Below are 22,449 nucleotides of genomic sequence, written 5' to 3'. Positions count from 1 at the left end.
TAAACTACTTGCAGTGCATTGATATACTGAATCAACCAAAATTCTCACTAAATTAAAGATAAAAGAAAAACAGTCTATGAACTTATCAAAGAATATTTATAAGACTGTAAGTGCATTATTAATCACTCTGTGTTTACCTGCATGTCAGGAGGATACAGAAGTTTACCAAACCTTATGCGTTGACTCAGATACTACAATTAAGAACGATATACCTAAAAAGGGTATCTTGTGGTCATTAGCTAAGGATGATATCAAACATTTGATTCCAATGCTCACCAAAGAGTCACCTCGAAACATTTACGTCATGAATTCTATTACAACCTGCGAAATGACATTTGAAGATATTGAAGTAGATAAAAGCATTTGTAATGTTACCTTAAATGCTGGAGCTTACGGTCATGCAGAATGTAATAATGGCTCTAAATTCAGCTTTGGATGTTACGAAAAGGATTGTGATCAATACTTCCTATTTCCTTTCAAAGATGAAGGAGGAGTTGATTTAGAGCCTCGTCATTTAGATTTGCGTGAACCTATTAGTGGTAAAACTCATGTTGAAAACTATAAAAAATATCTTGATACAATGAATAAGAAATCAGTCAAAAATAAACTAGCTGTAAAAGTTTATTTTGAGAATTCAAACTTAGATAAATCAAGCTATGTTATTCGATATGTAGATAAAGCATCGCCACTCAAAAACAGCATCCAAGAATATTTGAACGGCTTAACGCCAGAAGAACAAAAACTAGGATTTGAGTCAAGTAATTTTGGCAACAATAGCTCCATAGTCAAAATTGAGGACAATATCGCTAAAATTCACTTTACTGCTGATAACTTGGCCACAGATTTGCGCTCGCCCCAACAGGTTATAGACTTTAGCCATTCTATATATATGATCGCAGATCAGTTTGAAACTGTTAACGAAACAGAGATATGTGTTAATGATACCTATAACTACCAAATGGCTTTTTTAGCTAATGAAGAGCCGATTGACTGTCCCTTCTAATTTCAGAGCTTATTTTTCTTGAACCGCCCCGAATATATCGGAGACAGATTTACTTGAGTCAGGCTGCAATGCCTGACAAAGTCAAATTCTCACAATACCGTCTTTCAAATTCAGCTGGCTTTAAACTTACCAACCTTTCAATACAGGCGCTAAACCCAACCTTTTTCACGAAATTCTTTTAACACCTTTATAAACACCTCCATCTCATCAGGGGTGCCAAGCGTCAAGCGATTGAAGCCTATGACAGGTGGAAACTCGCGACCAACCTTAATGCCACTCTCTCGCATTCTATCGATATAAGTTTTTAAATCGCCTTTTATTTCATGAAAGATAAAGTTAGTTTGTGATGGTAAGTAGCGAAGTCCAAGTTCATCTAACACTGTTTCGATCATTTGACGTGATTGATTGGTATTGCGCAAACTTAGCGCTAAAAACGCTGCATCATTCAACGTCGTAATGGCAGCAACCGCACCTGATAAGTTGGTATTGTCCATAGACATAAACGCTTCGACAGTCTCAATAGCTTGCGGGTTAGAAATCGCGTAGCCCACTCGCATACCGGCTAAGGCACATAACTTTGAAAAAGTATGAATAACAATGAGGTTGTCGGATATTCCTTGTTTTAACCACTCAATCCCACTCTCGAAGCTTGGATCTGTCACGTACTCTAAATAAGCTTGATCTAATAAAAAGTAATGGTTATCTGGTGCATTACTTACCCAATTTTTGAGTTTTTCCGTTGATGTAATGATGCCAGTTGGATTATTTGGATTGCAAATATAAAGTAGGCTGATGCCATCAAAATCGTCAGCAGCCCTTTGTAGTTCATCAAAATCATAATCATAGTTTTCAGCGGTCAATGGTATCTTAACTACCGGCACGCCAATAGAATTTGCATACATCTCTGCACAATCAAACGTTGGTACCGGAATGACCATCTGGAATGCTTTACCTTCTTTTAAGGCTTTGTGTTGCAGCATTTGTATGACCGCTCGCATATTTTCAGTCGAGCCATTGCCTAATGAGATTTGGTTTTCTGCCACACCATGGATGGTGGCAATTTTGCTAATGAGCGCAGCGCGTGGATTATCTGGATAACGAAAGCCCTCACCTAAAGACTCTATAATGGCTTGTTTGGCAGAGTCTGACATGCCTAGTGAGTTTTCATTCGCATTTAATTCTAAGAATTTGTTATTTTGCATGATGGATTATGTGCCTCAACGTCCGTTGTTATAAGTTCATATTGCTCATTGATATCATATTAAGGGGCATTTGGTATAAACACAAGTTTTGTTACAACCAAATTTTAGTTATTAATTTATATCTATAAAACCCTTCCTTTTAGTCCTAATATTGGTTCAATTCAACACAAGAGACTGTGACTTGTCATCACCTATACTGCTATGAAAAATATAGGACGCAAATTATTAAAAAACACTTTCAAGCTATGGTCATTCAGCCTTTTTATTCTCTTCATAGATATCGGGTGCGGCTTCAAATACTAGCCAACCTTTCTTCATCCAACGCTCTATAACTTCCTTAGAAACAATGTGAATCAAGTTAGCTAACGGTTCATGAGGATCGTTTTGGAAACACCAAACTCTTAATTTCACATTGGGTAATTTTTCATCAGCATTCATCTCAAACACAGCTTTGATATACTCTGCATCTGAATCAGCTAAAGAATGACCCCAAAAGATAACTTCATAAGGCACATCACTTAGAGATTGACCTAATACACGTTTAATATTTAGATCTTCATGGTCAAGGAATTGGTAGTCAGTATCATTAATTAACTTTTGATGAGTTTTAACAAAACCATAAACTTTATATTTTCTAAGACGTTCATCCTCCAGATCACTTATACCTAATACAATTTTACGACTGTTAGTGCTGCCATGAACATATTGAACCTTATCAATAGTCAATAATTTGACATCAGAGTACAAACGTTCAAATGAGTTAGAGTAATTGAAAGTAAATATTGCTTGTAGATTCTTATTCAAGTCACCAAACCTTACAAACTCATTTATTGGCTCAAGCTGATTTACTACTAGCATGATATACATCTTAAAAATATCATTAAAGCCATCTAAATGGCTTAGAATTTGTCTTAATACCTTATTACCTTCAAACTCTAAATAGCTATCAGAGTACTTTTTTAGAAAATTTATATCTATAACGTTTTTGAAATATTCCTTGGTGACTCTTCTGGCATAAGGTGAATTACTCTCTTTTAGCTCTTTAAATTCCTCTAAGCTTATTCCACTACGTTCAATAGTATTCGAACGAAAACTATTTGGATTATATGTATCCTCAGCTTTAAAATATAAATCATCTATCAAATGAAAATTTCTTAAAGTGTTCTGCACAAACGTCGTTTGCAATTTAAAATTATCAAAAAATGCTTTATTGACTTGACGATAATTGTCAGCTAATACATCTGTAGCTTTTATAGTCAATGTTTCATTATCAATATTAGAATATAAACTTGTATTATCTGTGAAGTAACCAATTGTTTTTTCATCGAAACTCATTTCAAATAAATCACACATTTTCACCAGTAAACTTTCGATTTCGTTCTCAAAATCAATCCACGTATCTACACCAGTTAAATGATGCTTAAAATGCTGAAACCAGCCGTTATCTTTTAACTTTATTTGCAAATCCTTCACAGTATCAATCGACAACCTCAAGTCATCTGTTTTATACAACTCCTTAGTCTTGCCAAAAAAATCCTTGTCTCTATCAGAACATTGTCCTGCAATATATTTCTGAAATAAATGATCAAAACCAAGCTCTTTTTCTTCTTTCCAAGATTCCACAACCATCATTGCATCCATGAAATGCACATATGCAGTTGGCAGATAATGAGCTAAATCAAAACCATTACCTAGTACGAATATTCTTTTTGTGTCCAATTTTTATTCTCCTTTTTATCATCCAAAAAGAAGGCGAGCTAACTATCCGTTAACCCGCCTACTGTTTTTATATTCTAAACCTTACCATCTAAATCAAATGCGCCTTTAATTCAAGCACTTTATCTCGCGTTTTCGCGGCATCTTCAAACTTCAAGTCACGAGACATCTGTTTCATAAGCTTTTCAAGACGATTGATTTCTTTGGCTAGCAAATCAGGACTGCGTAAGATACTAATATCCACATCAGGCAGATTGCTCTTGATGGGAATCACTTGATTGTCATTGGCGTTTTGATCGTCGCCCGTATCAATTTTATCGGTAATACTACGACGCGCACCTTTCGGTGTGATGTTATGCTCAAGGTTAAATGCCACTTGTTTTTCACGGCGACGGTCGGTCTCGTCTATCGCCTTTTGCATACTGTTGGTAATGCGATCAGCATAAAGAATAGCTTTACCATTGATATGACGCGCAGCACGACCAATGGTCTGAATAAGTGCACGCTCAGAACGCAAAAAGCCTTCTTTATCGGCATCAAATATCGCGACCAATGATACTTCTGGCATATCTAACCCTTCACGCAATAGGTTAATGCCGACCAGTACATCATGCACGCCTGTACGCAGTTCATGGATAATCTGCATACGCTCAACGGTATCAATGTCAGAATGCAGATAAGCAACTTTGACATCATATTCTTTTAGATAATTGGTCAAATCCTCTGACATGCGTTTGGTCAATGTGGTAATTAATACGCGCTCATCTTTTTCTCGGCGCTTGGTAATCTCTGATAACACATCATCGACCTGCGTCAATACAGGACGAATCTCAATCTCAGGATCAATCAAACCCGTTGGACGGACGACTTGCTCAACGACTTGCTCACTATGCTCAAGCTCATATAATGCTGGTGTGGCGCTAACGTAAATGGTCTTAGGCTTGATACGCTCCCACTCTTCAAACTTCATCGGGCGGTTGTTCATGGCACTTGGCAGACGAAAGCCGTAATTCACGAGGTTTTCTTTACGTGATCTATCGCCTTTATACATCGCGCCAATTTGCGAGACGGTCACGTGTGACTCATCAAGGAACAGCAGTGCATCTTCTGGAATATAATCAAACAACGTCGGCGGCGCTTCCCCTGATGGACGGCCAGAGAGATGCTGCGAATAGTTTTCGATGCCATTACAGTAGCCAAGCTGCTGTATCATCTCAAGGTCATATTGGGTACGCTCTTTGAGACGTTGTGCTTCTATCAGCTTATTGTTATCACGGAAATATTCTAGACGCGGCTCTAGCTCAGCGCGAATCGTATGACTGGCAGCTTCTAGTTTATTGCGCGGCGTCACATAATGCGATTTTGGATAAATAGTAATACGTGGCACGCTACGTACCGTCTTACCTGTTAAAGGATCAAACCAAGTGATTTTTTCCACTTCATTGTCAAATAAATGCACACGAACAGCCAATTGCTCAGATTCAGCAGGATAGATATCTAACAGCTCGCCACGCAAGCGATATGTACCACGACCAAAATCTAGCTCATTGCGCGTATATTGCATTTCAACCAAACGTTTAATGGTAGCGGTACGATCTATCTGATCACCGACCACGACATGCAGTAGCATTTTTAGATAACTTTCAGGATCACCCAAACCATAAATACACGATACAGAAGCTACAATAATCGCATCACGGCGCTCTAATAGAGCACGCGTCGCTGACAGACGCATCTGATCGATATGATCATTGATGGCGCTATCTTTTTCGATAAAGGTATCACTCGCTGCGACATAAGCTTCAGGTTGGTAATAGTCATAATAACTGACGAAGTACTCCACCGCGTTATTCGGGAAAAACGACTTAAATTCACCATACAGCTGAGCGGCAAGGGTTTTGTTGTGCGCCATGATAATCGTCGGACGCTGAGTCTCAGAGATGACCTTGGCCATGGTATAAGTCTTACCAGAACCCGTCACCCCCAATAACAACTGCTCATTCATACCAGAATTAATACCATTGACCAGCTTTTTGATCGCTTGTGGCTGATCCCCTGCTGGTTCAAAATCGGTGACCATCTCAAAGGCACGACTCGATATTTGCGTCCCTGACGCATTAACACCACTAATTTCAGCTTCGCCTTGGAGCTGAGTGGCCAATTGGTTTAACTGACGCGATGAGCGCGGTTCGGGCATACGCATAATGGCTTTCTTCTTCTTGAGGTTTATAACAATATGGGGTCTGAGCAGCGGTTTTTAAAGGCTTTTTAACGGATAGTGACGAGGCTTATCTTATGATTACAACGATATTCCACAGCCCGAAGTGTAAGTGTATAAAGATATTTTTTATCAAAGAATCAATTTTTTATTAGGTGATAAATCTTATATTGTTATAAAAAACTCACACAATCTTGAATAAAATTACAAAGATTTTCATGGTTAACAAACTCCTTACACGACCACCTCATAAAGCCTAACACTGAAGGGTTCCATCACAGATTTAAGCTGTTATTATTCATAACGAATCAACAAGCACTACTAATACAAAAACCAAATAAGAAACAAGTGACCTATTTAATTCAATAAAACAAAATACATAACGGAGTAAGATATGAGAGAACGTTACGCAAGTGGAATTTCCGATGAAACTGCCAAAAAAATGATCGATGTGTTAAACGCTAACTTAGCAAATGTCATTGATTTAACTTTAGATGGCAAACAATGCCATTGGAATTTACAAGGTACTGGCTTTATCGGTGTGCATCAATTATTAGATGACACATCAGATCGTATCCTTGAAGTATCAGATACTATCGCAGAACGTATTGTAATCTTAGGTGGTCAGCCAAATGGTTTGGCCAGTCGCGTGGTAAAAGAATCTATTTTAGACGATTACCCTACTGACATTACCGAAGTAGATCAACATGTTCGCGAGCTGACGAGCCGCTACAAGAAAGTCGCGGAAGCTTTGAGAGAAGCGATCGCTACTGCTGGTGATGCAGGCGATGAAGACACAGCTGATTTATTTACAGAAGCCAGCCGTATTATTGATAAAGATGCATGGTTCATCGGTGCAAATGCGCCAAGGAAATAATACCGTTAAAAATTTAGTTGATTATTAACGTTATTATATTAAGTGCGAAGTATTATATGAAGTAAAAATAGAAAAGGTCACCTGATTGGGTGACCTTTTTTTATGCACGCATATTCTACCATTTTCTATTTCAGGGCTTTTAGTTCTTCTATCATAATGGGCAAAGCTTTCTTTAGCTCGGCTGAAACATTCTGTGTCATAATAGCTCTGACATCTTTCGCATATTCTTGCATCATAATAGGCTGCTTTTCTATTATGCTAGCCCCTAAGTCGCTTTCGTAAAAATCGATTTGAGCGTCAACTTCTTCTTGAGTAAAATACTTTTTTACAGCACTAACATACGCTTGAATTTGTGCCTCATTGATAGTTTCAATATACTCATCATCAAATATACTACTACTATAATTAGAAAAAACTTTGATTAGTTTTTGACGTTGGGCAGTACTCATGTCATCAGTCACAAGGCTAGACAACATAGAGTCATTAACTATTTTTTGTAAACTATCTTTCGAGGACATCTGTTTAATTGTTTCATTCAAATGTGTGACATTTACTAACTCTCTCACTGACTTGTCAGTAGGTACCGCAGCCTGTGCAAAGAGCGTCGGTACTGCCATCATAGTAGCGACGCTTAAACCAAACGTCAGAGACACCAAAGTATTTTTCAAAATATATGTCATATTATCACCTTATTTTAGTATCTAGTTTTTACTGCTAATTATCGTTGTTATCTTAGCCTAATTTTTCGAATTAGATCCGTATAGTTATTAGATCCGTATAGTTATTAGATCCGTATAGTTATTAGACCCGTATAGTTATTAGACCCGTATAGTTAAGAGTAACTGGAGTCTATTGAACCTTCAAATATTAGGACTGCTGATAGATAAAATCTTACCAAACTAGGCATCCATCGACGATAAAGTCTAACCTAGAACGACTAGGGCGTGTCCTCAGTTTGAAAATGGTGATGCAAATGAGATAAATTGCAGCCAACCAAGGAAAAGAGCGCAGATAATATCAGGATATTGACCAGCTATTTGACGCAGTTTGGCAAGATTTAGCCATAGTAGTTGTTAATAGCACCGTCATCTAGACTATCATGCAAAATCTTGTTTATTAGCCAAATAATTTTCCGGCAAAGATAACGTTTTGGCATTGGGTACAGACAGTGTCAAAATAGCTTCTTGAAAGATAGGATTACATCGAAACAAATTTTCAATGTCTTCAAATTTTTGCGCGATTTCTTTTTCTTTTTGATTGCCAGTGATGTCTACTGCCGCCACCATAAATATTTTCTTGGGTCCCACCCACTCTAGGTGTAAGTAAGAAACACTATCAATATCTGCATGATTGAGCAGCTCGCTCAACGCATAGGAATGCATCCTATCAGACACCTTGTAACCAATCAAAAAATCCCGATTACGGCTGATCAAAAAGATAGCGACCACGCCTAATAATAGCCCGACGACGATAGAACCTAGCGCATCCCAAAAGGGCTGTCCGGTATAAGCATGCATACCCATCGCAGCCGCAGCGATAACCAAGCCAACTACAGCCGCTAAATCTTCAAAAAATACACCGCGTAAAGTGGGGTTCGACGTATCGACCACATAACCAATAGCGCTGACATTAATCGCTTCACCATGTTTTTTACTTTGCAGGTACGCCTGCACCAACGAAAAGCCTTCTAGCACAAAGGCGACTGCTAATATAATAAAACCAATGGTATAGTCGGTCTCGCTCTCAGCCGCATTCCACTCGGTGATACCAGTATAAATGGAGACAATGGAACCCGCCATAAAGACGCCAAATGCCGCAATCATCGACCAGACGTATGACTCTTTACCGTAGCCGAGCGGATGACTTTCATCAGCAGGTTTGACGGATTTTTTTTCGGCGACAATTAATAAAGTGCCGTTACCTGCATCTGCCCAAGAGTGTGCTGACTCTGCAATCATAGAAGCAGAACCTGTCATAAACGCCGCTACAGTTTTGGCAATAGCAATGATGAGGTTGGCCCCGACGGCAATCAAAACCGTCGTCAATGAGGCAGAATGCTGTTCTTCTTTGTTGGTTGCTGACTTAGAACCATCAAAGCCGGAACGAGAATTACCATCAGAAGTGGCGTCGTTAATGAGCGTACCAGCACCTCGAGCACGACTATTGCGGCGTACTGACTGATTAGGAGTAAGAGTAGGAATATTTGAATGGGTTTTTGATGGCTTCAAACTCATAATAGTCTCAGTAAAATAGCGAATATTTAACCACTAAGCTGGAAACCCTTGGCTACTGTGTCATGTTACTTAGCTTGATTGTCATGACTGCTGGCTAGCTCACCAATCATATTCTCAATATCACAGCTAGGACGGTGTGAGCTTTGCATACGTAGGTTCTTACGTTCTAAGCCTGCATCAAAACGACACTGCTGCATCAAATTTTTGATATCAAGCGGCGGCGCAGGAGTTGGTTTGCCATTGTCATCGATGGCGACCATCGTAAAGTAGCAGCTATTGGTATGACGAACCGTACGCGCCCGCACATCTTCTGCTTCGACACGTATGCCCACTTCCATCGACGTTCTACCCACGTAGTTGACGCTCGCGGCAAAGGTCACCAGCTCACCCACATAGATTGGCTCACGGAACATCACCTGATCAACCGATAGCGTCACCACATAGTTGCCGCTATAGCGACTGGCACAGGCATAAGCGACCTGATCGAGCATTTTGAGTAAATCACCACCGTGTACATTGCCGATGAAATTTGCCATATCAGGGGTCATTAGCACCGTCATATATAGTTCATGGTTCAAAGGGGCTTTTTTGGCGGTGGAGGTAGTATTGTACTGGGGCATAACATTCCTTACGGTGTTCTAAAATTTATTGGCCTTGAGCGACCAAACGGGTTTTGATCACTTGCCTTCAGTAATTTTTTATAAAGATAACCATTCTCATAGTCTATTATAATAGTTTCCATTATAGCAGTCTATTTTGAGTGGTTTGTAAATAGGTTTAAAGGGTGAAATCACTGGTTCCACTTGGGTATACCTTAAAAGATCCAATCAACGGTACGGAATCGCCAAAATTGTCGGGGATTCCGTGCTCTGAGATATAGTCAAAATACCTCAAAAACGCGACGATACTGCTGATATTAATTTTTCGTAGCCTCTGTCTGCACAGGCACAGCAAGCAAGAAAAATTGATATTAGCAGTGCGTGATGTATCGATACTGCTTTTCACTGACTATAATGTAAAACGGTATACCCGAACTGAAAGCAAAGCGCTATTTGCATAAGCATTAAATTATTAATACATCTATTAGAATAAATGAGAAACCCTATAATGAAACAACCCTTTCAAACCCTGTTAAATCAAGTCGGACTTACCGCTTTAGTGACAGCATCATTACTATCTGGAACCGTACAAGCAGCAGATAACAATGACCATCTAAAGAGCACAGTTGATCAACAAGCCAAATTACTAATGAATGAGCATAATATTTCAGGAATGGCTTTTGGTATTATTGTTGATGGTAAATCACATCTCTATCATTATGGTTTGGCTGACAAGAAAGCCAAAATACCTGTCTCAGAAAACACTATTTTTGAGCTAGGCTCAATTAGTAAGACGTTTGCTGCTACCTTAGCCAGTTATTCAGAATTAAATGGCACACTTGCATTAGAAGATACCGCTGACAAATATATTCCTTACCTAAAAAACAGCGCCATTGGCAACACCAAGCTTATAAACCTAGCCACCTATTCAGCTGGTGGTCTACCGCTACAAGTCCCTGATGACGTCAAAAACAATGAAGAGTTGCTCCGTTACTATAAATCTTGGCAGCCTGTATTCCCTATCAACTCAAAGCGTTTATATTCCAACGCCAGTATCGGTCTGTTTGGCTATATATCGGCATTGAGCATGGACGCTGATTACACACAATTGATGGAAGAAAAAATACTGCCGTCACTCAATATGCCCAACACCTTTATCAATGTGCCTAGTGACAAGATGGCTGATTATGCATTTGGTTATAACACTGCTGGCGATGCTATCCGAGTCAATCCTGGCATGTTAGACGCTGAAGCCTATGGCATTAAATCCACCATTAAAGATATGACGCATTTTATGGCGGCGAATATGGGGCTAGTACCGCTGGATAAAGATATTCAGCAAGCACTAAATAATAATAGAAAAGGTTACTATCAGGCGAGCACTTTTACACAAGGGTTAGGATGGGAGATGTACCCTTATCCTACTCAGCTAGATACCTTACTCGAAGGTAACTCAATGGATGTGGTGCTAAAGCCTCAAACCATTACAATAGACAATCATCCAACGGCTGTCTTAAATAACGTCTGGGTCAACAAAACAGGTGCTACTAATGGGTTCGGTGGATATATTGCTTATATTCCTGCCGAAAAATCAGGCATTGTCATTTTGGCAAATAAAAACTATCCAAATGCAGATAGGGTCAAAGCAGCCTATACGATTTTAGAGAGTGCGATGACTCGTTAATTAATCTTGAGTCACAAAGCAACCTTATAGAAAACAGCCTTTCATAAAAAACCCAGCTAGATGCTGGGTTTTTACATTCAACTTTTAAGAGCACCCTTCGACCAAATAAATCGCTTCTGGTATACCGATATCGATGCTTTCTACCTCACCTTTTAATAGATTTTTATTGTCTGCTGTCCACTCAGACGCCTTAATCGTAGAATCACTCAGCTTTTGACCGCCCTTGATATGATATTCAATTTGTAGGGGCAAACTGTACTCTTTATTCTTAAGCTCAATATTTTCGTCTCTTAATGATTCTCCAAGTGGGCTTTCTTTTGTCATTTTGAAATTGATGTTAGCAATCAGGCTATAGTAATCACCATCAACCGCATATTTATCGACCTCGTAGCTAAGCTCGTCATTATGTGCTTTCATAACGTCTGTAGCGGAATTGCCAATATTGATGTCTTTATAAAACGCTATGCTTGGATCCTGAATACTGATCAGGGCAACTTTACCATCTATGATTTGATATAGCACAGAAGCACGTTCACCGTACTTTTTATCGACATAGCTCAGTTTCGGATTACTGACGTAATAGCACTGTTTGTTATCGCTCTTTGCTTTGGTCATTCCTAGGCTACTTAGCAGCTCAGGGGTAATAACCTGACCGAAGCTTAACTTTTGATACCCTGACGGGCTGACGGTTTGCTCATTAGCTATATCTGCTGCTTCGTTAGTTTGTTCTTTATCCATAACACTCGTATCTGTAAGCGCTGGATTGACAGACATCTCATCATTCTTAGCCATGTCTTTATCTACAGTATTCGTTTGCGCAGTGCCGTCATTATTCGAAGATGAGGGCTGTGAGTCACAGCCTATCATCAGTTGGACAGTACCGATTAGTAAAGTAGAAATCACTGCCGTCTTAATTACTGGCAATGACGATGTTAAATGAAAAATTAACATGGCTGAACTCCATACCAGTATTTCGACTATTTTGAAATGATTTTATAAGACAGAACCTAAACTTTACGCGGCTCAAACTTCAGCGCTCTCTACCCAAGAAAACGCTTCCATGATACTCATCCATTGATCGTCTAATCCCGCTTTTAGCAATAATGGCTCACCAGTGACCGGATGGCTGAGCGCTAAAGTCTGGGCATGTAGCAGCATACGTGCGCAGTCGTATTGAGTACGAAAAAATCGATTGTGCCGTCCGTCACCGTGGCTGGTATCGCCCACTATATGATGGAATAGATGTCTCATGTGCCGGCGCAGCTGATGCTTGCGACCGGTCTCGGGGGTTAAGCGCATTAGACTATAGCGGCTAGTTTCATGCTTTTTTGACACCGCAAATAGCAGCTCAATTTGAGCCAAGCTCTGCCAATGGGTCACCGCCTCTTGAGCGGGCTTGTCCAAGTTGGCAAATTTATCGGCAATGGCATCGGGCTTAAAACTTAATGCATAATCAACGGTGCCCTGCTCTGGCATAAAGCCGCGCACTACGGCTAAGTATTGCTTAGAAACCTTATGCGCAGTAAAAGCCTCGGTAAGACTGCGCGCCACGGCTGAGCTCTTGGCGAACAACAATACGCCTGATGTCGGCTTGTCTAACCGATGTACCGGAAATACATGGCAACCTACCGCATCACGGGTGAGTTGCATGGCAAAGCGGGTCTCGCCTTTATCCAGCCAACTGCGATGCACCAATAGACCCGCCTCTTTATTAATCGCCACCAGAAATTCATCTTCATAGATAATTTCTATTGGGTTAGCGATTTGATTGATGGTGTCACTTTCGATATCCATGTTTTCAATGCTCATATTTTAAATACTATTATTTTAAATATGGTAATTATATATCTACTGTCTTTTATATATACCCTTTTTATTGCCCTAATAAATTTGGACTGTATTTCAGAGAAATAGTCAGTATATAAATGATGGTTAGCTCAACCAATGAAAACGGTACGCCAGCCAAGCAACGATAGCGCTCACTGAGCCAGTTAAAATTCCGCCCCACGCAAAATCTACTAACGCGGTATCTAAGGTAAACCCTTTATACAAAGCTAAATTGGTAAAGTCATAAGTTCCATATGCCATCAGTCCTATCAGACCACCCAGTAAGAAAATATGACCAACAGACGCTCCTGCCTTGATTTGCGGATACAGAACCAATATACAGAGTGCCAATATATAAAACATATAAAACACGCCAGCGGCCGTCATATTGGGCTCATCAGCCAATAGATGACCGATACGCGACTCATAAAAAGCCCCTTTCATGGTCGTAAGCCAAACCGCATCAACGCCCAAAAATATGACAACAGCAGCCAGATAGATAAATACGTAAGCCATAATAATATCCTTTTATAAGGGTTGCTCAGCATTAGACGCTTTTGCACCAACACGCAACCTTGTGTCAAACAATAGGTTAAGCGAATACCTTGTCTGCCGCTGGCAAATCAGAAAAATGCAGCGTATCGATGTTATTTGGTTTGACCGCTGTTACCTGTACCACGCCGATGGTGCGCTCCAAAAACCCGCCTTCACAGTAGCAGAAATAAAACTCCCACAAGCGGATAAAGGCTTCATCATAACCGAGTGCTTTGATTTCGTTACGCTGCGCCATAAAAGCTGTGCGCCAATCACGCAGGGTATAAGCATAATCAAAACCATAATCATGCAATTGCTTGATAACCATATCGGTCTGCTCAGTAAACTGGGTATTGAGCTCTTGGTTGGACAATAGACAACCACCTGGGAAAATATGGGTCTGGATAAAGTCGACTGAATCGATATAGTCTTGATAGTTCTGATCATTAAAGGTAATCGCTTGCAGCACCATCAGCCCTGTTGGCTTAAGCAAGCTATTACACTTAGCAAAAAACGTCGGTAAAAATTCATGCCCGACCGCTTCAATCATCTCGATACTGACCAATTTGTCATACTGCCCAGTCAGCTCACGATAATCCTGCTTGAGAAGGGTGATTTTATCAGACAGTCCAGCAGCTTCGACTCGCTGCTGTGCCTCGTTATACTGCGCATCTGAAATGGTCGTTGTCGTTATATGACAGCCGTAATGCTTGGCGGCATAAATAGCGAAACCGCCCCAGCCAGTACCGATTTCAATGACATGGTCGTCAGCGCTCAGTTGTAGACGCTGACAGATAAGTGCTAGCTTATGTTGCTGGGCATCGCTCAGTGTCGTATCAGGCGACTGATATACTGCCGACGAATACATCATGGTATCGTCTAAAAACCGCTCATACATATCATTGCCCAAATCATAATGCGCTAAGATATTAGATTTTGAGCCAGATTTATCATTACTACGCAGTCGGTGCTTGGCTTTTTCAAAAGTTTTGCTGACCGCAGCAAAGCGGTTTTCTAACTGGTTAAGCACGGCTAAGTTGCGCGCTGCCAGTCGAATCAAGCCGGTAAGATCATCCGTATCCCACTCACCATTGATATAACTGTCTGCTAGGGCAATCGAGCCACCAAATAGCAGCTGACGATAGACGGCACTATCATGAATCATCAAAGTCACATTTAAAGGATGGCGACCCACTGCTGAGCTGCTCATCCCTTCAGCGGCTTTGCTACCAAAGCTTTGCTCTTTAGGCGCGTGCTCATCGAATGCTTCGATCAACGTAATACTGCCGAACTGCACGTGCTTTAACGCGCGAAAGATTAACTTTCGTGCCAAATTATTAATACGGTCATTGACTGGTCGCAATACGGCACTGTCATTGACGGTTTTATTAATACGTGCGGTAAATCTTCCTAATGTCGAAGCTGGATTTCTGTTGGTCGGTCGTGCTGACATCGTCTACTTATCCTTATCTAAAGGCCTTATGTTTGGACATTAGGCTCTTGAAGTCGCGTGGCTTAATTCTGAAACTTGATTTCAATTCTGTACTGAGTTTTACATTGATACTGAATGTTAACTTTGCGCTGGTTAAACACTGTCTTTTTTATTAGCCGCTTGCTGCTGTTTGCTATCGGCTAGCTTTTCATCATAATTAATATAAGGCACTTTTTTAATCGCATAGAGCTTAAAAGCATGCCAATAAATACGCGTTAACGACGTCATATTCATCAGCGGATTTTTGCGCAAGCTATCACGCACCGTTGCCTCGGTCATTGGTACGCCAGACATCTTGATCCCAGTCTTTAGCACCTCTCCCCGCTCGTCGCTAATATCGATGGCAATGCGCACTTGTAAGCAGTTATCTGGCTGTTGTTTAACCTGAACCTGCCAGCGATAGAGCTGGTCGATAGGATTAAATGGTGAGACATGAAAGTCTTTGTCATGGCAGAATTCGGTATCCGTTCCATCTAATGGGAATCCATAATAGTGACGTTTATTCCATGGTGTATTAGAGACCTCAGCCAATAAATGCGTTGGCTGTTGCTGCTCATTAAAGCCCAGATAAAAATTTACGGGGCTAAAGTATAGGCCAGCATTGCGGCAAACGACCAAGCCCAGCATGTCACCACTTGGCGCGCTACCAGCATGGGTCATAAAAGCCTGATGCAGTCTTTGCTCAAGCTTTTGATAGCTACTGACGTTAGCTAATTTATTGTTGGCTACTCTATTATTAGCTTCTTTACTGTTTTTAGCATCTATATTGAGCGATTTTTTGGCATCATTTGGATCATTATTTTCACTTAGGCTATTTGGCTCTTGCGAACTTAATTCTTGTGATATGCCTTGTAAATAATCATCAGGATAAAACTGCTGTAACGCCTTTTTTCCTGTGGAGAATAATGGCAGTCCTTTTAAGCGCTTACGTTTACCAAAGCCTGCTGTATCGACTTCAGGAAGCGCCTGCCCTGCTGCTAACGCGCTAATATTGACACCCCAATAGCGATACGGATACACAAACTTATGCACATTTGGCAGTAGCCGACTGTGCCACGTAGTCCCATGAAATAACTGGTGCGGCAAGCTGTCAGAGGTACAAGGTAACTCATGCTCTGGCATTGCGTGAGACGGATGCGCTGGGGTCGTCATAAGACTCTCTTTTATTTCACTCATTACTATGCTGCTCGGCTTTACGTCGACCAAATAAGCCACTTTTTTTCTTTTGTGTAGAGTCAATAGCGGCAGACTGTAAACGGTTAACGTAATCAACCAATTCCTGATTGGTCGTTGCCGTCACTACCTGACGCTTCGTCAGTTTACGTGACTGTCTATCGGCTTTTACTGGCAAGTCTTTGTAACGAAACGGTGTGTGTGCGCTATCGCTATCCGGCAAGTGACTTGGGTCAACTTCATCTTTTATGTCAATATTATGCCCAAGCGCTTGGCAAACTCTTAGACCACTACGCACGCCATCTTCGTGAAAACCATTGAACCAATATGCGCCGCAAAAATGCGTATGCAAACCACTGCCAGAGATATCTGACCAGTTACTTTGAGCATCAATCATCGCTAGATCAAACACGGGATGGCTGTAATCAATGCGTTTAACAACCTGCCTATCGTCAATATTTTCATTAGCTGCAGTTGGATTCAGTGTGACCAAATAATTATGCTTTTTGGTCAAGCGTTGCAGAATATTCATATGATAAGTGAGTACAGGTTTTGAGGCGGCCTCTACGCGCTCAGTCTTTGTAGAATCAGTCTTATCGTCTATCAGATAATTCCAGCTTGCCCACGCTAGAGGTTTTTTCGGTAAAACATTGCTATCAGTGTGTAGGACAGCCGTATTTTTGGTAAAGCGGAAATGACTTAACACGTCAGCTTCATCGGTACTGGCATCTTTTAGAATCTTGAGCGCGGTATCTGCATGACAAGCAAAGATAACGTCATCAAACACAAGGTTTTCGATACGGTTATCAGCATTATCTTTGTTCTGAACCGTCAATAATACTTTATCACCATCACGAGCCACAGACTGTACCGGAGTACTGACTCTTACCTTGCCGCCTGCTTTAACAAAGCGTGGAATCAATTTATTAACATATTGTTTAGAGCCACCTTTAATCGTAAACCATTGCGGGCGGTTAACCACATCGAGCAGGCCGTGATTGTCAAAAAACTGGGCGAAAAACACCAATGGGAAATCTTGTACTTCGTCCAAACTGGTTGACCAAATAGCCGAAACCATCGGCAGTAGATAGTTATCGGTAAACAGCTGACCATAGCGTTTTTGCGCTAGATAATCGCCCAATGTTTGCGCAGTAAAGCCGCTGACATCTTGCCCCTGTGCACGCGCCGCATCATAATCTTGACGCAGCTGCTTGATATGCTTATTAAACTGTAGGATATCTTTGATAAATTGCCAAAACTTAGGATTGAGGACATTTTTGCGCTGCGATAATAGTGTGTTGAGTGTATGACCATTATATTCAAAATGACGCGCGATATTTTTTACTGAAAAGCTCATATCCGTTGCTTGAAACGGCACTTGTAACTCATGAAGCAAGCGAAAAAAGTTGGGATAAGTACGCTCGTTAAAGACAATAAAGCCAGTGTCTATCGCGCTGTTTTCTACTTTACTGTTTTTTGCTTTTTTGCCATCTTGTAGCGCCACATCGATGGTATTTACATGCCCACCAATATAATCATTGGCTTCAAATATCGTCACCTCATGCTCTGCTATCAGATAATGAGCACAAGTCAGTCCTGACACCCCCGATCCGATAATAGCGATACGCTTTTTCACGGGCGCATTAGCTGAACCTTTAAAGGCGTTGGGCTGTTTTTTATTGGTTAACCCTGTATTCGTACTAGCACGCTTACGACGATTGAACAGCATAAAAGCATTCCTTTCTATATTATTTTTGCTATTTTTGGATAAGCGATATTTTATAAATCTCAAAGTCTTATTTTTTATTCATTTTTTCACTGACCCGTTGCCAGACTAGATCTGGCAATGTACCTAACGCTTTTAATGGTAAGGTAAGTTTTTTGGGAAATTCGATTACATCATGCCCACTGGCAATACCATCGCGTATCGCTTGGCTTGCCTGTTTTGGTGTCTGTATAAATGGCATAGGAAAATCATTTTGTTTGGTCATCGGTGTTTCGACAAAGCCCGGAACCACTAAGCTCACCGATACACCCTGCGGGGCGAGACTAATCTGCAGGGTTTTCATTAAATAATGGATAGCAGCCTTTGAGCTACCATAAGCTTCCGCACGAGCAAAAGGCACATAAGCAGAGGCTGAGCCAATACCGACCAAGCGACCTTTTGAGGCAATCAGCTTTGGCAACACCCCTTCGATGGCGTGCGATAACGTGCCCATATTGACTGACATGACTTTCATAAACACACTACTGTCAAAGTTTGGCATGTCTAAATATTCACACATGCCAGCACCGCAAATCGCCACATCAATCTGGCTAATCTTGTCAAAGGCTGCAATGACTTTTTCTCGATCCATGAGATCCAAATCAATCGTCTCTGCCCCTAGTGCTTTCAGCTCAGCCAGCGCTTCATCATCACGTCCAACGGCATGGACATGATGACCGTCTAACAGATAGTCTTTGACCAGTTGCTTACCAATACCTGAGGTCGCGCCAGTGATAAGTATGTGTTGCTTTTCGGGAGCGTTTGTCATCGTTAATATCCTTTTTAACCAGTTTTATCATATAGAAATCTTAACCGCCATGATGCATTAATCGCTCATTTTTTATGTTTATTGATAGTGAGTATTAGTAGCATTTACATTAACCAAGCATGGCGCTTATTTACCAAATCTAAATAATTATAGTATAAGGCTGCATCTCTATTGTTGTGACTTCGCAATCAATGACGCACAAGTCATGGTATCAATGTGACATATACTTGATCAAACAAAGGTTAAAACTCTCTGCAAAAGCGTCATTTTCTGTTACCGCCTCTATGAGACAGCGTAATAGCAGCATGCTACAATGCCAAAACTGGCAACCTTTATACTGAGCGCTAACGACTTATTATTCAGTAATAGCCATGTATTATTCGGCGATGCCTGATATGCATAATAAAATGACGCTAAAAACGCTTAAACCATCTTATAACGTGTCCTGATAACGCTTAAAACGTTATATAATTACCAGCAGATTTTCACCAACCCACTCCCATACAAAAAGGAGCTCTCATGAGCGAATTGCAATTGTCTGACCGTGTCAACAACATCAAACCATCCCCTACCTTAGCAATCACCAATAAGGCCAAAGAGCTAAAAGCCTCAGGCAAAGACATTATTGGTCTAGGTGCTGGCGAACCTGATTTTGATACGCCAGAACATGTCAAAAAAGCAGCAATCGATGCCATCAATGACGGCTTCACCAAGTACACTGCTGTCGATGGCACCCCAGAGCTCAAAAAAGCCATCATTGAAAAGTTCAAGCGTGATAACGACATCAGCTATGAGCCAAACGAAATCTTGGTATCGGTCGGTGGTAAGCAGTCCTTCTTTAACCTTGCCCAAGCTTTTATCAATCCTGGTGATGAAGTGATCATTCCAGCACCATACTGGGTCAGCTATCCTGACATGGTCATCATCGCAGAAGGCGTGCCAGTTATTATTAAATGCCCAGCTGAGCAGGACTTCAAAATTACCCCAGAGCAATTAGAAGCTGCCATCACTGACAAAACCAAAATGCTGGTATTGAACAGTCCTTCTAACCCAACGGGTATGATTTATACGTTAGATGAGCTAAAAGCCCTTGCTGAAGTGCTTAAAAAGCACCCACAAGTCTATGTGGCCTCTGACGACATGTACGAGCACATTCGCTGGACGGGTGATAAGTTCTACAATATCTTGAATGCCGCGCCTGAGCTTAAAGACCGCGCGATTATCCTAAATGGCGTGTCAAAAGCATATGCGATGACTGGCTGGCGTATCGGCTATGCTGGTGGCCCTGCTAAATTGATCGGTGCGATGAAAAAAGTACAATCACAATCAACCTCATGCCCAACCTCTATCAGTCAAGTCGCCGCCGAAGCTGCTATCAGTGGTGATCAAAGCGTACTAGAGCCTATGGTCGCGGCATTTGAAAAGCGTTGTGATTTGGTCGTTGATGGTCTAAACGCGATCAAAGGTATTACTTGCCTACGTCCTGATGGCGCATTTTATGTCTATCCTGATATCAAACCACTCATCAAAGCCGCTGGCCTATCGTCATGTACTGAATTCTCAGAATGGCTTTTAGAAAAAGTTGGCGTTGCGGTCGTTCCTGGCGATGCCTTCGGTCTGGGTGGTTATATGCGTATCTCTTACGCCACTGATGAAGCGACGCTAAAAGACGCCTTATCGCGTATCGAAAAAGCGGTTGCTGATTTAGACGTTGCTGAATAACGATTATAGTTAAATCTACTATAAACAGTAATAAGCATTAGAAATATGTAAATAAAAAAGACGCCCGCATAAACGATATGTGGGCGTCTTTTTTATTGTGGTTTTAACCACTATCGGTAATGAAAAACGTCTTAAAAGCCTTCATCATCCTATTAAAAATCATTAATGTTGCTAATTATGCAAAAAAAGCTTGACGTATTTTTTATCTTTGCTAGAATACGCCCCACTTAGCAAGAACTCGTTAGAGACTTTCTAAGCTCGTTGTAAGCCATTAAACACTTACAGCTTATTCTCCAATAGCTCAGTTGGTAGAGCAACGGACTGTTAATCCGTGTGTCCCTGGTTCGAGCCCAGGTTGGAGAGCCATATTTTAGTAGTAAATTTTTTGAGTCATCTTTGATTCGATTATGGCATTTGCCAAGACCCTCATCACTTTGATGGGGGTTTTTTTATGGGTGTTATTTATTGCTTTATGTTTTAGATATTACTAAAAACATTTTACTACCGACTCATGAAAACGACCGTCAGTACTTATAGTCAGTCCAATATTAAAAAGATACAGCTGGACTGGGATGAATTTTTTGCAGCCTCTGTCGGCATAGGCACAGCAAGCCAGAAAAATTCATCCCAGTTCCGCGTTATTAAACAACGTATCCATTTATTTAATATTAACTATAACTAACGGCCGTATTTTAAATTATTATCGGTAACTATTTCTCGGTAGATATAAGGTAAATATCCCTCATTAAATATCTCTCGGTAAATACAAGCAGTTACGGCAAGAAAATTGAAATATGCGCTTGTTCTTTATTTTCTTGGATGACGTTATCATAAGCTGAGAGTTGATGATCCGTGAAGCTATTGGTCAGATACCACATGGTCGTGAATATCGCGGTCAATAGCACTGCCATTACGGCAACGATGATCCATAGCGGTGTCTCACTGGTCAGTGTGTGTTTAATCTGATCAGGAATCGCCCAAAATGGCGAAAACTCGTTTTTATTACCACGCAAATGCTCAATCTCATCACCCAAACGCGAGATAAGATAGCGAATTTTTTCTGGCGCCTCTAAACGATACTTTCCTTGAAAGCCAAGTAGCATCGCATAGTGATAGACTTCTAACGCTGGCAGACGCCTCTCCCCTTGTTCACGCAGACCATCCAAGCGCTCAAAGAACTCATTGCCAGCGATTTGCGAACCAAACAAATCTAACTGTAAAGGGTTTAGCTCCCAAGCGTCCTTTAACGTTTGAAACTCCGGCTCTTGCGACGTCATGATTGTTTCATCAATCAGCGCACAATAAGCGTACTTGGCTTCGTGAATATCTTCTGACAAAAAGCCTTTTTTACGAGCGTTCATTTCGAACTTATCTAAAAACTCGTATATTTTTTGACGGAACTTACGCGGTTCGGTACTAAAATAATGATTACGCAATAAAAAAACCAAGTAAAAGCCGTCATACATGATATCAACCAGCGACTGGCTACTGATACGTCTATCAAGGCCATTCGCTGATACCTTTGATGCCACCTCGCCTGAATCTAGCAATGAAGGCGCAGAACCCGTTGAATTATTTGCTGACATGATCGTTCCTAATACTTATTATTTGAAATACAACTGAATAAAAGGGTT

The 22,449-nt window shown here is 40.9% G+C and carries 18 protein-coding genes and 1 tRNA gene; 5 read left to right on the top strand and 14 right to left on the bottom strand.

The window, feature by feature from the left end:
* Positions 1-76: 76 nt before the first annotated feature.
* A complete protein-coding gene (locus IE130_RS01785) occupies positions 77-1,003 on the top strand; it encodes a hypothetical protein (protein WP_189580816.1) in 927 nt (308 codons plus the stop codon).
* 149 nt (positions 1,004-1,152) lie between these two features.
* Here IE130_RS01785 and IE130_RS01780 read toward each other — a convergent pair whose 3' ends face one another.
* From IE130_RS01780 to uvrB, 3 genes are all read right to left on the bottom strand, one after another.
* Entirely contained in the window at positions 1,153-2,205 is a 1,053-nt protein-coding gene (locus IE130_RS01780; RefSeq protein ID WP_189580814.1) for a pyridoxal phosphate-dependent aminotransferase, read from the bottom strand.
* Positions 2,206-2,454: 249 nt separating this feature from the next.
* The gene (locus tag IE130_RS01775; RefSeq protein ID WP_189580812.1) at positions 2,455-3,924 is read right to left on the bottom strand and encodes an AbiH family protein; all 1,470 of its coding nucleotides are present in this window, start codon (positions 3,922-3,924) and stop codon (positions 2,455-2,457) included.
* A gap of 88 nt (positions 3,925-4,012) precedes the next feature.
* Positions 4,013-6,124, bottom strand: coding sequence for an excinuclease ABC subunit UvrB (gene uvrB, locus IE130_RS01770; protein WP_189580810.1), 2,112 nt, complete (start codon positions 6,122-6,124; stop codon positions 4,013-4,015).
* Positions 6,125-6,533: 409 nt separating this feature from the next.
* Here uvrB and dps point away from each other — a divergent pair, with 409 nt between their 5' ends.
* Positions 6,534-7,016, top strand: a complete 483-nt coding sequence (gene dps, locus IE130_RS01765; RefSeq protein WP_189580808.1) for a DNA starvation/stationary phase protection protein Dps — start codon at positions 6,534-6,536, stop codon at positions 7,014-7,016.
* Positions 7,017-7,141: 125 nt separating this feature from the next.
* On the opposite strand, the gene IE130_RS01760 is transcribed toward dps, so the two are convergent.
* The 3 genes from IE130_RS01760 to IE130_RS01750 all read right to left on the bottom strand — a co-directional run bounded on the left by IE130_RS01760 (position 7,142) and on the right by IE130_RS01750 (position 9,870).
* Positions 7,142-7,696, bottom strand: coding sequence for a DUF2059 domain-containing protein (locus tag IE130_RS01760; protein ID WP_189580806.1), 555 nt, complete (start codon positions 7,694-7,696; stop codon positions 7,142-7,144).
* 417 nt (positions 7,697-8,113) lie between these two features.
* Positions 8,114-9,250, bottom strand: a complete 1,137-nt coding sequence (locus tag IE130_RS01755; RefSeq protein WP_189580804.1) for a cation diffusion facilitator family transporter — start codon at positions 9,248-9,250, stop codon at positions 8,114-8,116.
* 65 nt (positions 9,251-9,315) lie between these two features.
* Positions 9,316-9,870, bottom strand: coding sequence for an acyl-CoA thioesterase (locus IE130_RS01750; RefSeq protein WP_010200010.1), 555 nt, complete (start codon positions 9,868-9,870; stop codon positions 9,316-9,318).
* A 487-nt stretch (positions 9,871-10,357) separates the two neighbouring features.
* Between IE130_RS01750 and ampC the strand changes: the two genes are divergently transcribed.
* Positions 10,358-11,533, top strand: a complete 1,176-nt coding sequence (gene ampC / locus IE130_RS01745) for a class C beta-lactamase (protein WP_189580802.1) — start codon at positions 10,358-10,360, stop codon at positions 11,531-11,533.
* Between the two features lie 84 nt (positions 11,534-11,617).
* Here ampC and IE130_RS01740 read toward each other — a convergent pair whose 3' ends face one another.
* The 7 genes from IE130_RS01740 to IE130_RS01710 form a co-directional block, all read right to left on the bottom strand.
* On the bottom strand, positions 11,618-12,484 hold the full coding sequence (locus tag IE130_RS01740; protein WP_189580799.1) for a hypothetical protein: 867 nt from the start codon (positions 12,482-12,484) through the stop codon (positions 11,618-11,620).
* Between the two features lie 72 nt (positions 12,485-12,556).
* On the bottom strand, positions 12,557-13,327 hold the full coding sequence (truC, locus tag IE130_RS01735; RefSeq protein ID WP_189582469.1) for a tRNA pseudouridine(65) synthase TruC: 771 nt from the start codon (positions 13,325-13,327) through the stop codon (positions 12,557-12,559).
* Between the two features lie 138 nt (positions 13,328-13,465).
* Complete coding sequence (locus tag IE130_RS01730; protein ID WP_189580797.1) at positions 13,466-13,876, bottom strand: DUF2177 family protein; 411 nt, start codon at positions 13,874-13,876, stop codon at positions 13,466-13,468.
* 76 nt (positions 13,877-13,952) lie between these two features.
* Positions 13,953-15,347 carry an SAM-dependent methyltransferase gene (locus IE130_RS01725; protein WP_189580785.1) on the bottom strand — a complete coding sequence of 465 codons (1,395 nt, stop codon included), beginning with the start codon at positions 15,345-15,347 and terminating at the stop codon, positions 13,953-13,955.
* Between the two features lie 132 nt (positions 15,348-15,479).
* Positions 15,480-16,538, bottom strand: coding sequence for a DUF1365 domain-containing protein (locus IE130_RS01720; protein ID WP_227676100.1), 1,059 nt, complete (start codon positions 16,536-16,538; stop codon positions 15,480-15,482).
* Positions 16,539-16,554: 16 nt separating this feature from the next.
* Positions 16,555-18,288: an NAD(P)/FAD-dependent oxidoreductase gene (locus tag IE130_RS01715; protein ID WP_189580778.1), complete on the bottom strand. Its 1,734-nt coding sequence runs from the start codon at positions 18,286-18,288 to the stop codon at positions 16,555-16,557.
* 67 nt (positions 18,289-18,355) lie between these two features.
* Positions 18,356-19,093, bottom strand: coding sequence for an SDR family NAD(P)-dependent oxidoreductase (locus IE130_RS01710; RefSeq protein ID WP_189580775.1), 738 nt, complete (start codon positions 19,091-19,093; stop codon positions 18,356-18,358).
* 519 nt (positions 19,094-19,612) lie between these two features.
* On the opposite strand from IE130_RS01710, the gene IE130_RS01705 reads away from it, so the two are divergent.
* Together IE130_RS01705 and IE130_RS01700 are read left to right on the top strand one after the other, a co-directional pair.
* Positions 19,613-20,815 carry a pyridoxal phosphate-dependent aminotransferase gene (locus IE130_RS01705; protein WP_189580772.1) on the top strand — a complete coding sequence of 401 codons (1,203 nt, stop codon included), beginning with the start codon at positions 19,613-19,615 and terminating at the stop codon, positions 20,813-20,815.
* Positions 20,816-21,105: 290 nt separating this feature from the next.
* Positions 21,106-21,181, top strand: a tRNA-Asn gene (locus IE130_RS01700).
* Between the two features lie 407 nt (positions 21,182-21,588).
* Here IE130_RS01700 and icmH read toward each other — a convergent pair.
* On the bottom strand, positions 21,589-22,401 hold the full coding sequence (gene icmH / locus IE130_RS01695) for a type IVB secretion system protein IcmH/DotU (protein ID WP_025652084.1): 813 nt from the start codon (positions 22,399-22,401) through the stop codon (positions 21,589-21,591).
* Between the last annotated feature and the right edge of the window lie 48 nt (positions 22,402-22,449).

It is taken from the genome of Psychrobacter glaciei (genome assembly GCF_014652895.1).
Classification (GTDB): domain Bacteria; phylum Pseudomonadota; class Gammaproteobacteria; order Pseudomonadales; family Moraxellaceae; genus Psychrobacter; species Psychrobacter glaciei.
The sequence above is the reverse complement of the archived record's forward strand: the minus strand, read 5'-3'. Positions and strand labels throughout refer to the sequence as shown.

Coding starts and splice junctions, on each gene's coding strand:
- IE130_RS01785 (WP_189580816.1), top strand. CDS start 77: ATGAACTTATCAAAGAATATTTATAAGACTGTAAGTGCATTATTAATC.
- IE130_RS01780 (WP_189580814.1), bottom strand. CDS start 2,205: ATGCAAAATAACAAATTCTTAGAATTAAATGCGAATGAAAACTCACTA.
- uvrB (WP_189580810.1), bottom strand. CDS start 6,124: ATGCGTATGCCCGAACCGCGCTCATCGCGTCAGTTAAACCAATTGGCC.
- dps (WP_189580808.1), top strand. CDS start 6,534: ATGAGAGAACGTTACGCAAGTGGAATTTCCGATGAAACTGCCAAAAAA.
- IE130_RS01760 (WP_189580806.1), bottom strand. CDS start 7,696: ATGACATATATTTTGAAAAATACTTTGGTGTCTCTGACGTTTGGTTTA.
- IE130_RS01755 (WP_189580804.1), bottom strand. CDS start 9,250: ATGAGTTTGAAGCCATCAAAAACCCATTCAAATATTCCTACTCTTACT.
- IE130_RS01750 (WP_010200010.1), bottom strand. CDS start 9,870: ATGCCCCAGTACAATACTACCTCCACCGCCAAAAAAGCCCCTTTGAAC.
- ampC (WP_189580802.1), top strand. CDS start 10,358: ATGAAACAACCCTTTCAAACCCTGTTAAATCAAGTCGGACTTACCGCT.
- IE130_RS01740 (WP_189580799.1), bottom strand. CDS start 12,484: ATGTTAATTTTTCATTTAACATCGTCATTGCCAGTAATTAAGACGGCA.
- truC (WP_189582469.1), bottom strand. CDS start 13,327: ATGGATATCGAAAGTGACACCATCAATCAAATCGCTAACCCAATAGAA.
- IE130_RS01730 (WP_189580797.1), bottom strand. CDS start 13,876: ATGGCTTACGTATTTATCTATCTGGCTGCTGTTGTCATATTTTTGGGC.
- IE130_RS01725 (WP_189580785.1), bottom strand. CDS start 15,347: ATGTCAGCACGACCGACCAACAGAAATCCAGCTTCGACATTAGGAAGA.
- IE130_RS01720 (WP_227676100.1), bottom strand. CDS start 16,538: ATGACGACCCCAGCGCATCCGTCTCACGCAATGCCAGAGCATGAGTTA.
- IE130_RS01715 (WP_189580778.1), bottom strand. CDS start 18,288: ATGCTGTTCAATCGTCGTAAGCGTGCTAGTACGAATACAGGGTTAACC.
- IE130_RS01710 (WP_189580775.1), bottom strand. CDS start 19,093: ATGACAAACGCTCCCGAAAAGCAACACATACTTATCACTGGCGCGACC.
- IE130_RS01705 (WP_189580772.1), top strand. CDS start 19,613: ATGAGCGAATTGCAATTGTCTGACCGTGTCAACAACATCAAACCATCC.
- icmH (WP_025652084.1), bottom strand. CDS start 22,401: ATGTCAGCAAATAATTCAACGGGTTCTGCGCCTTCATTGCTAGATTCA.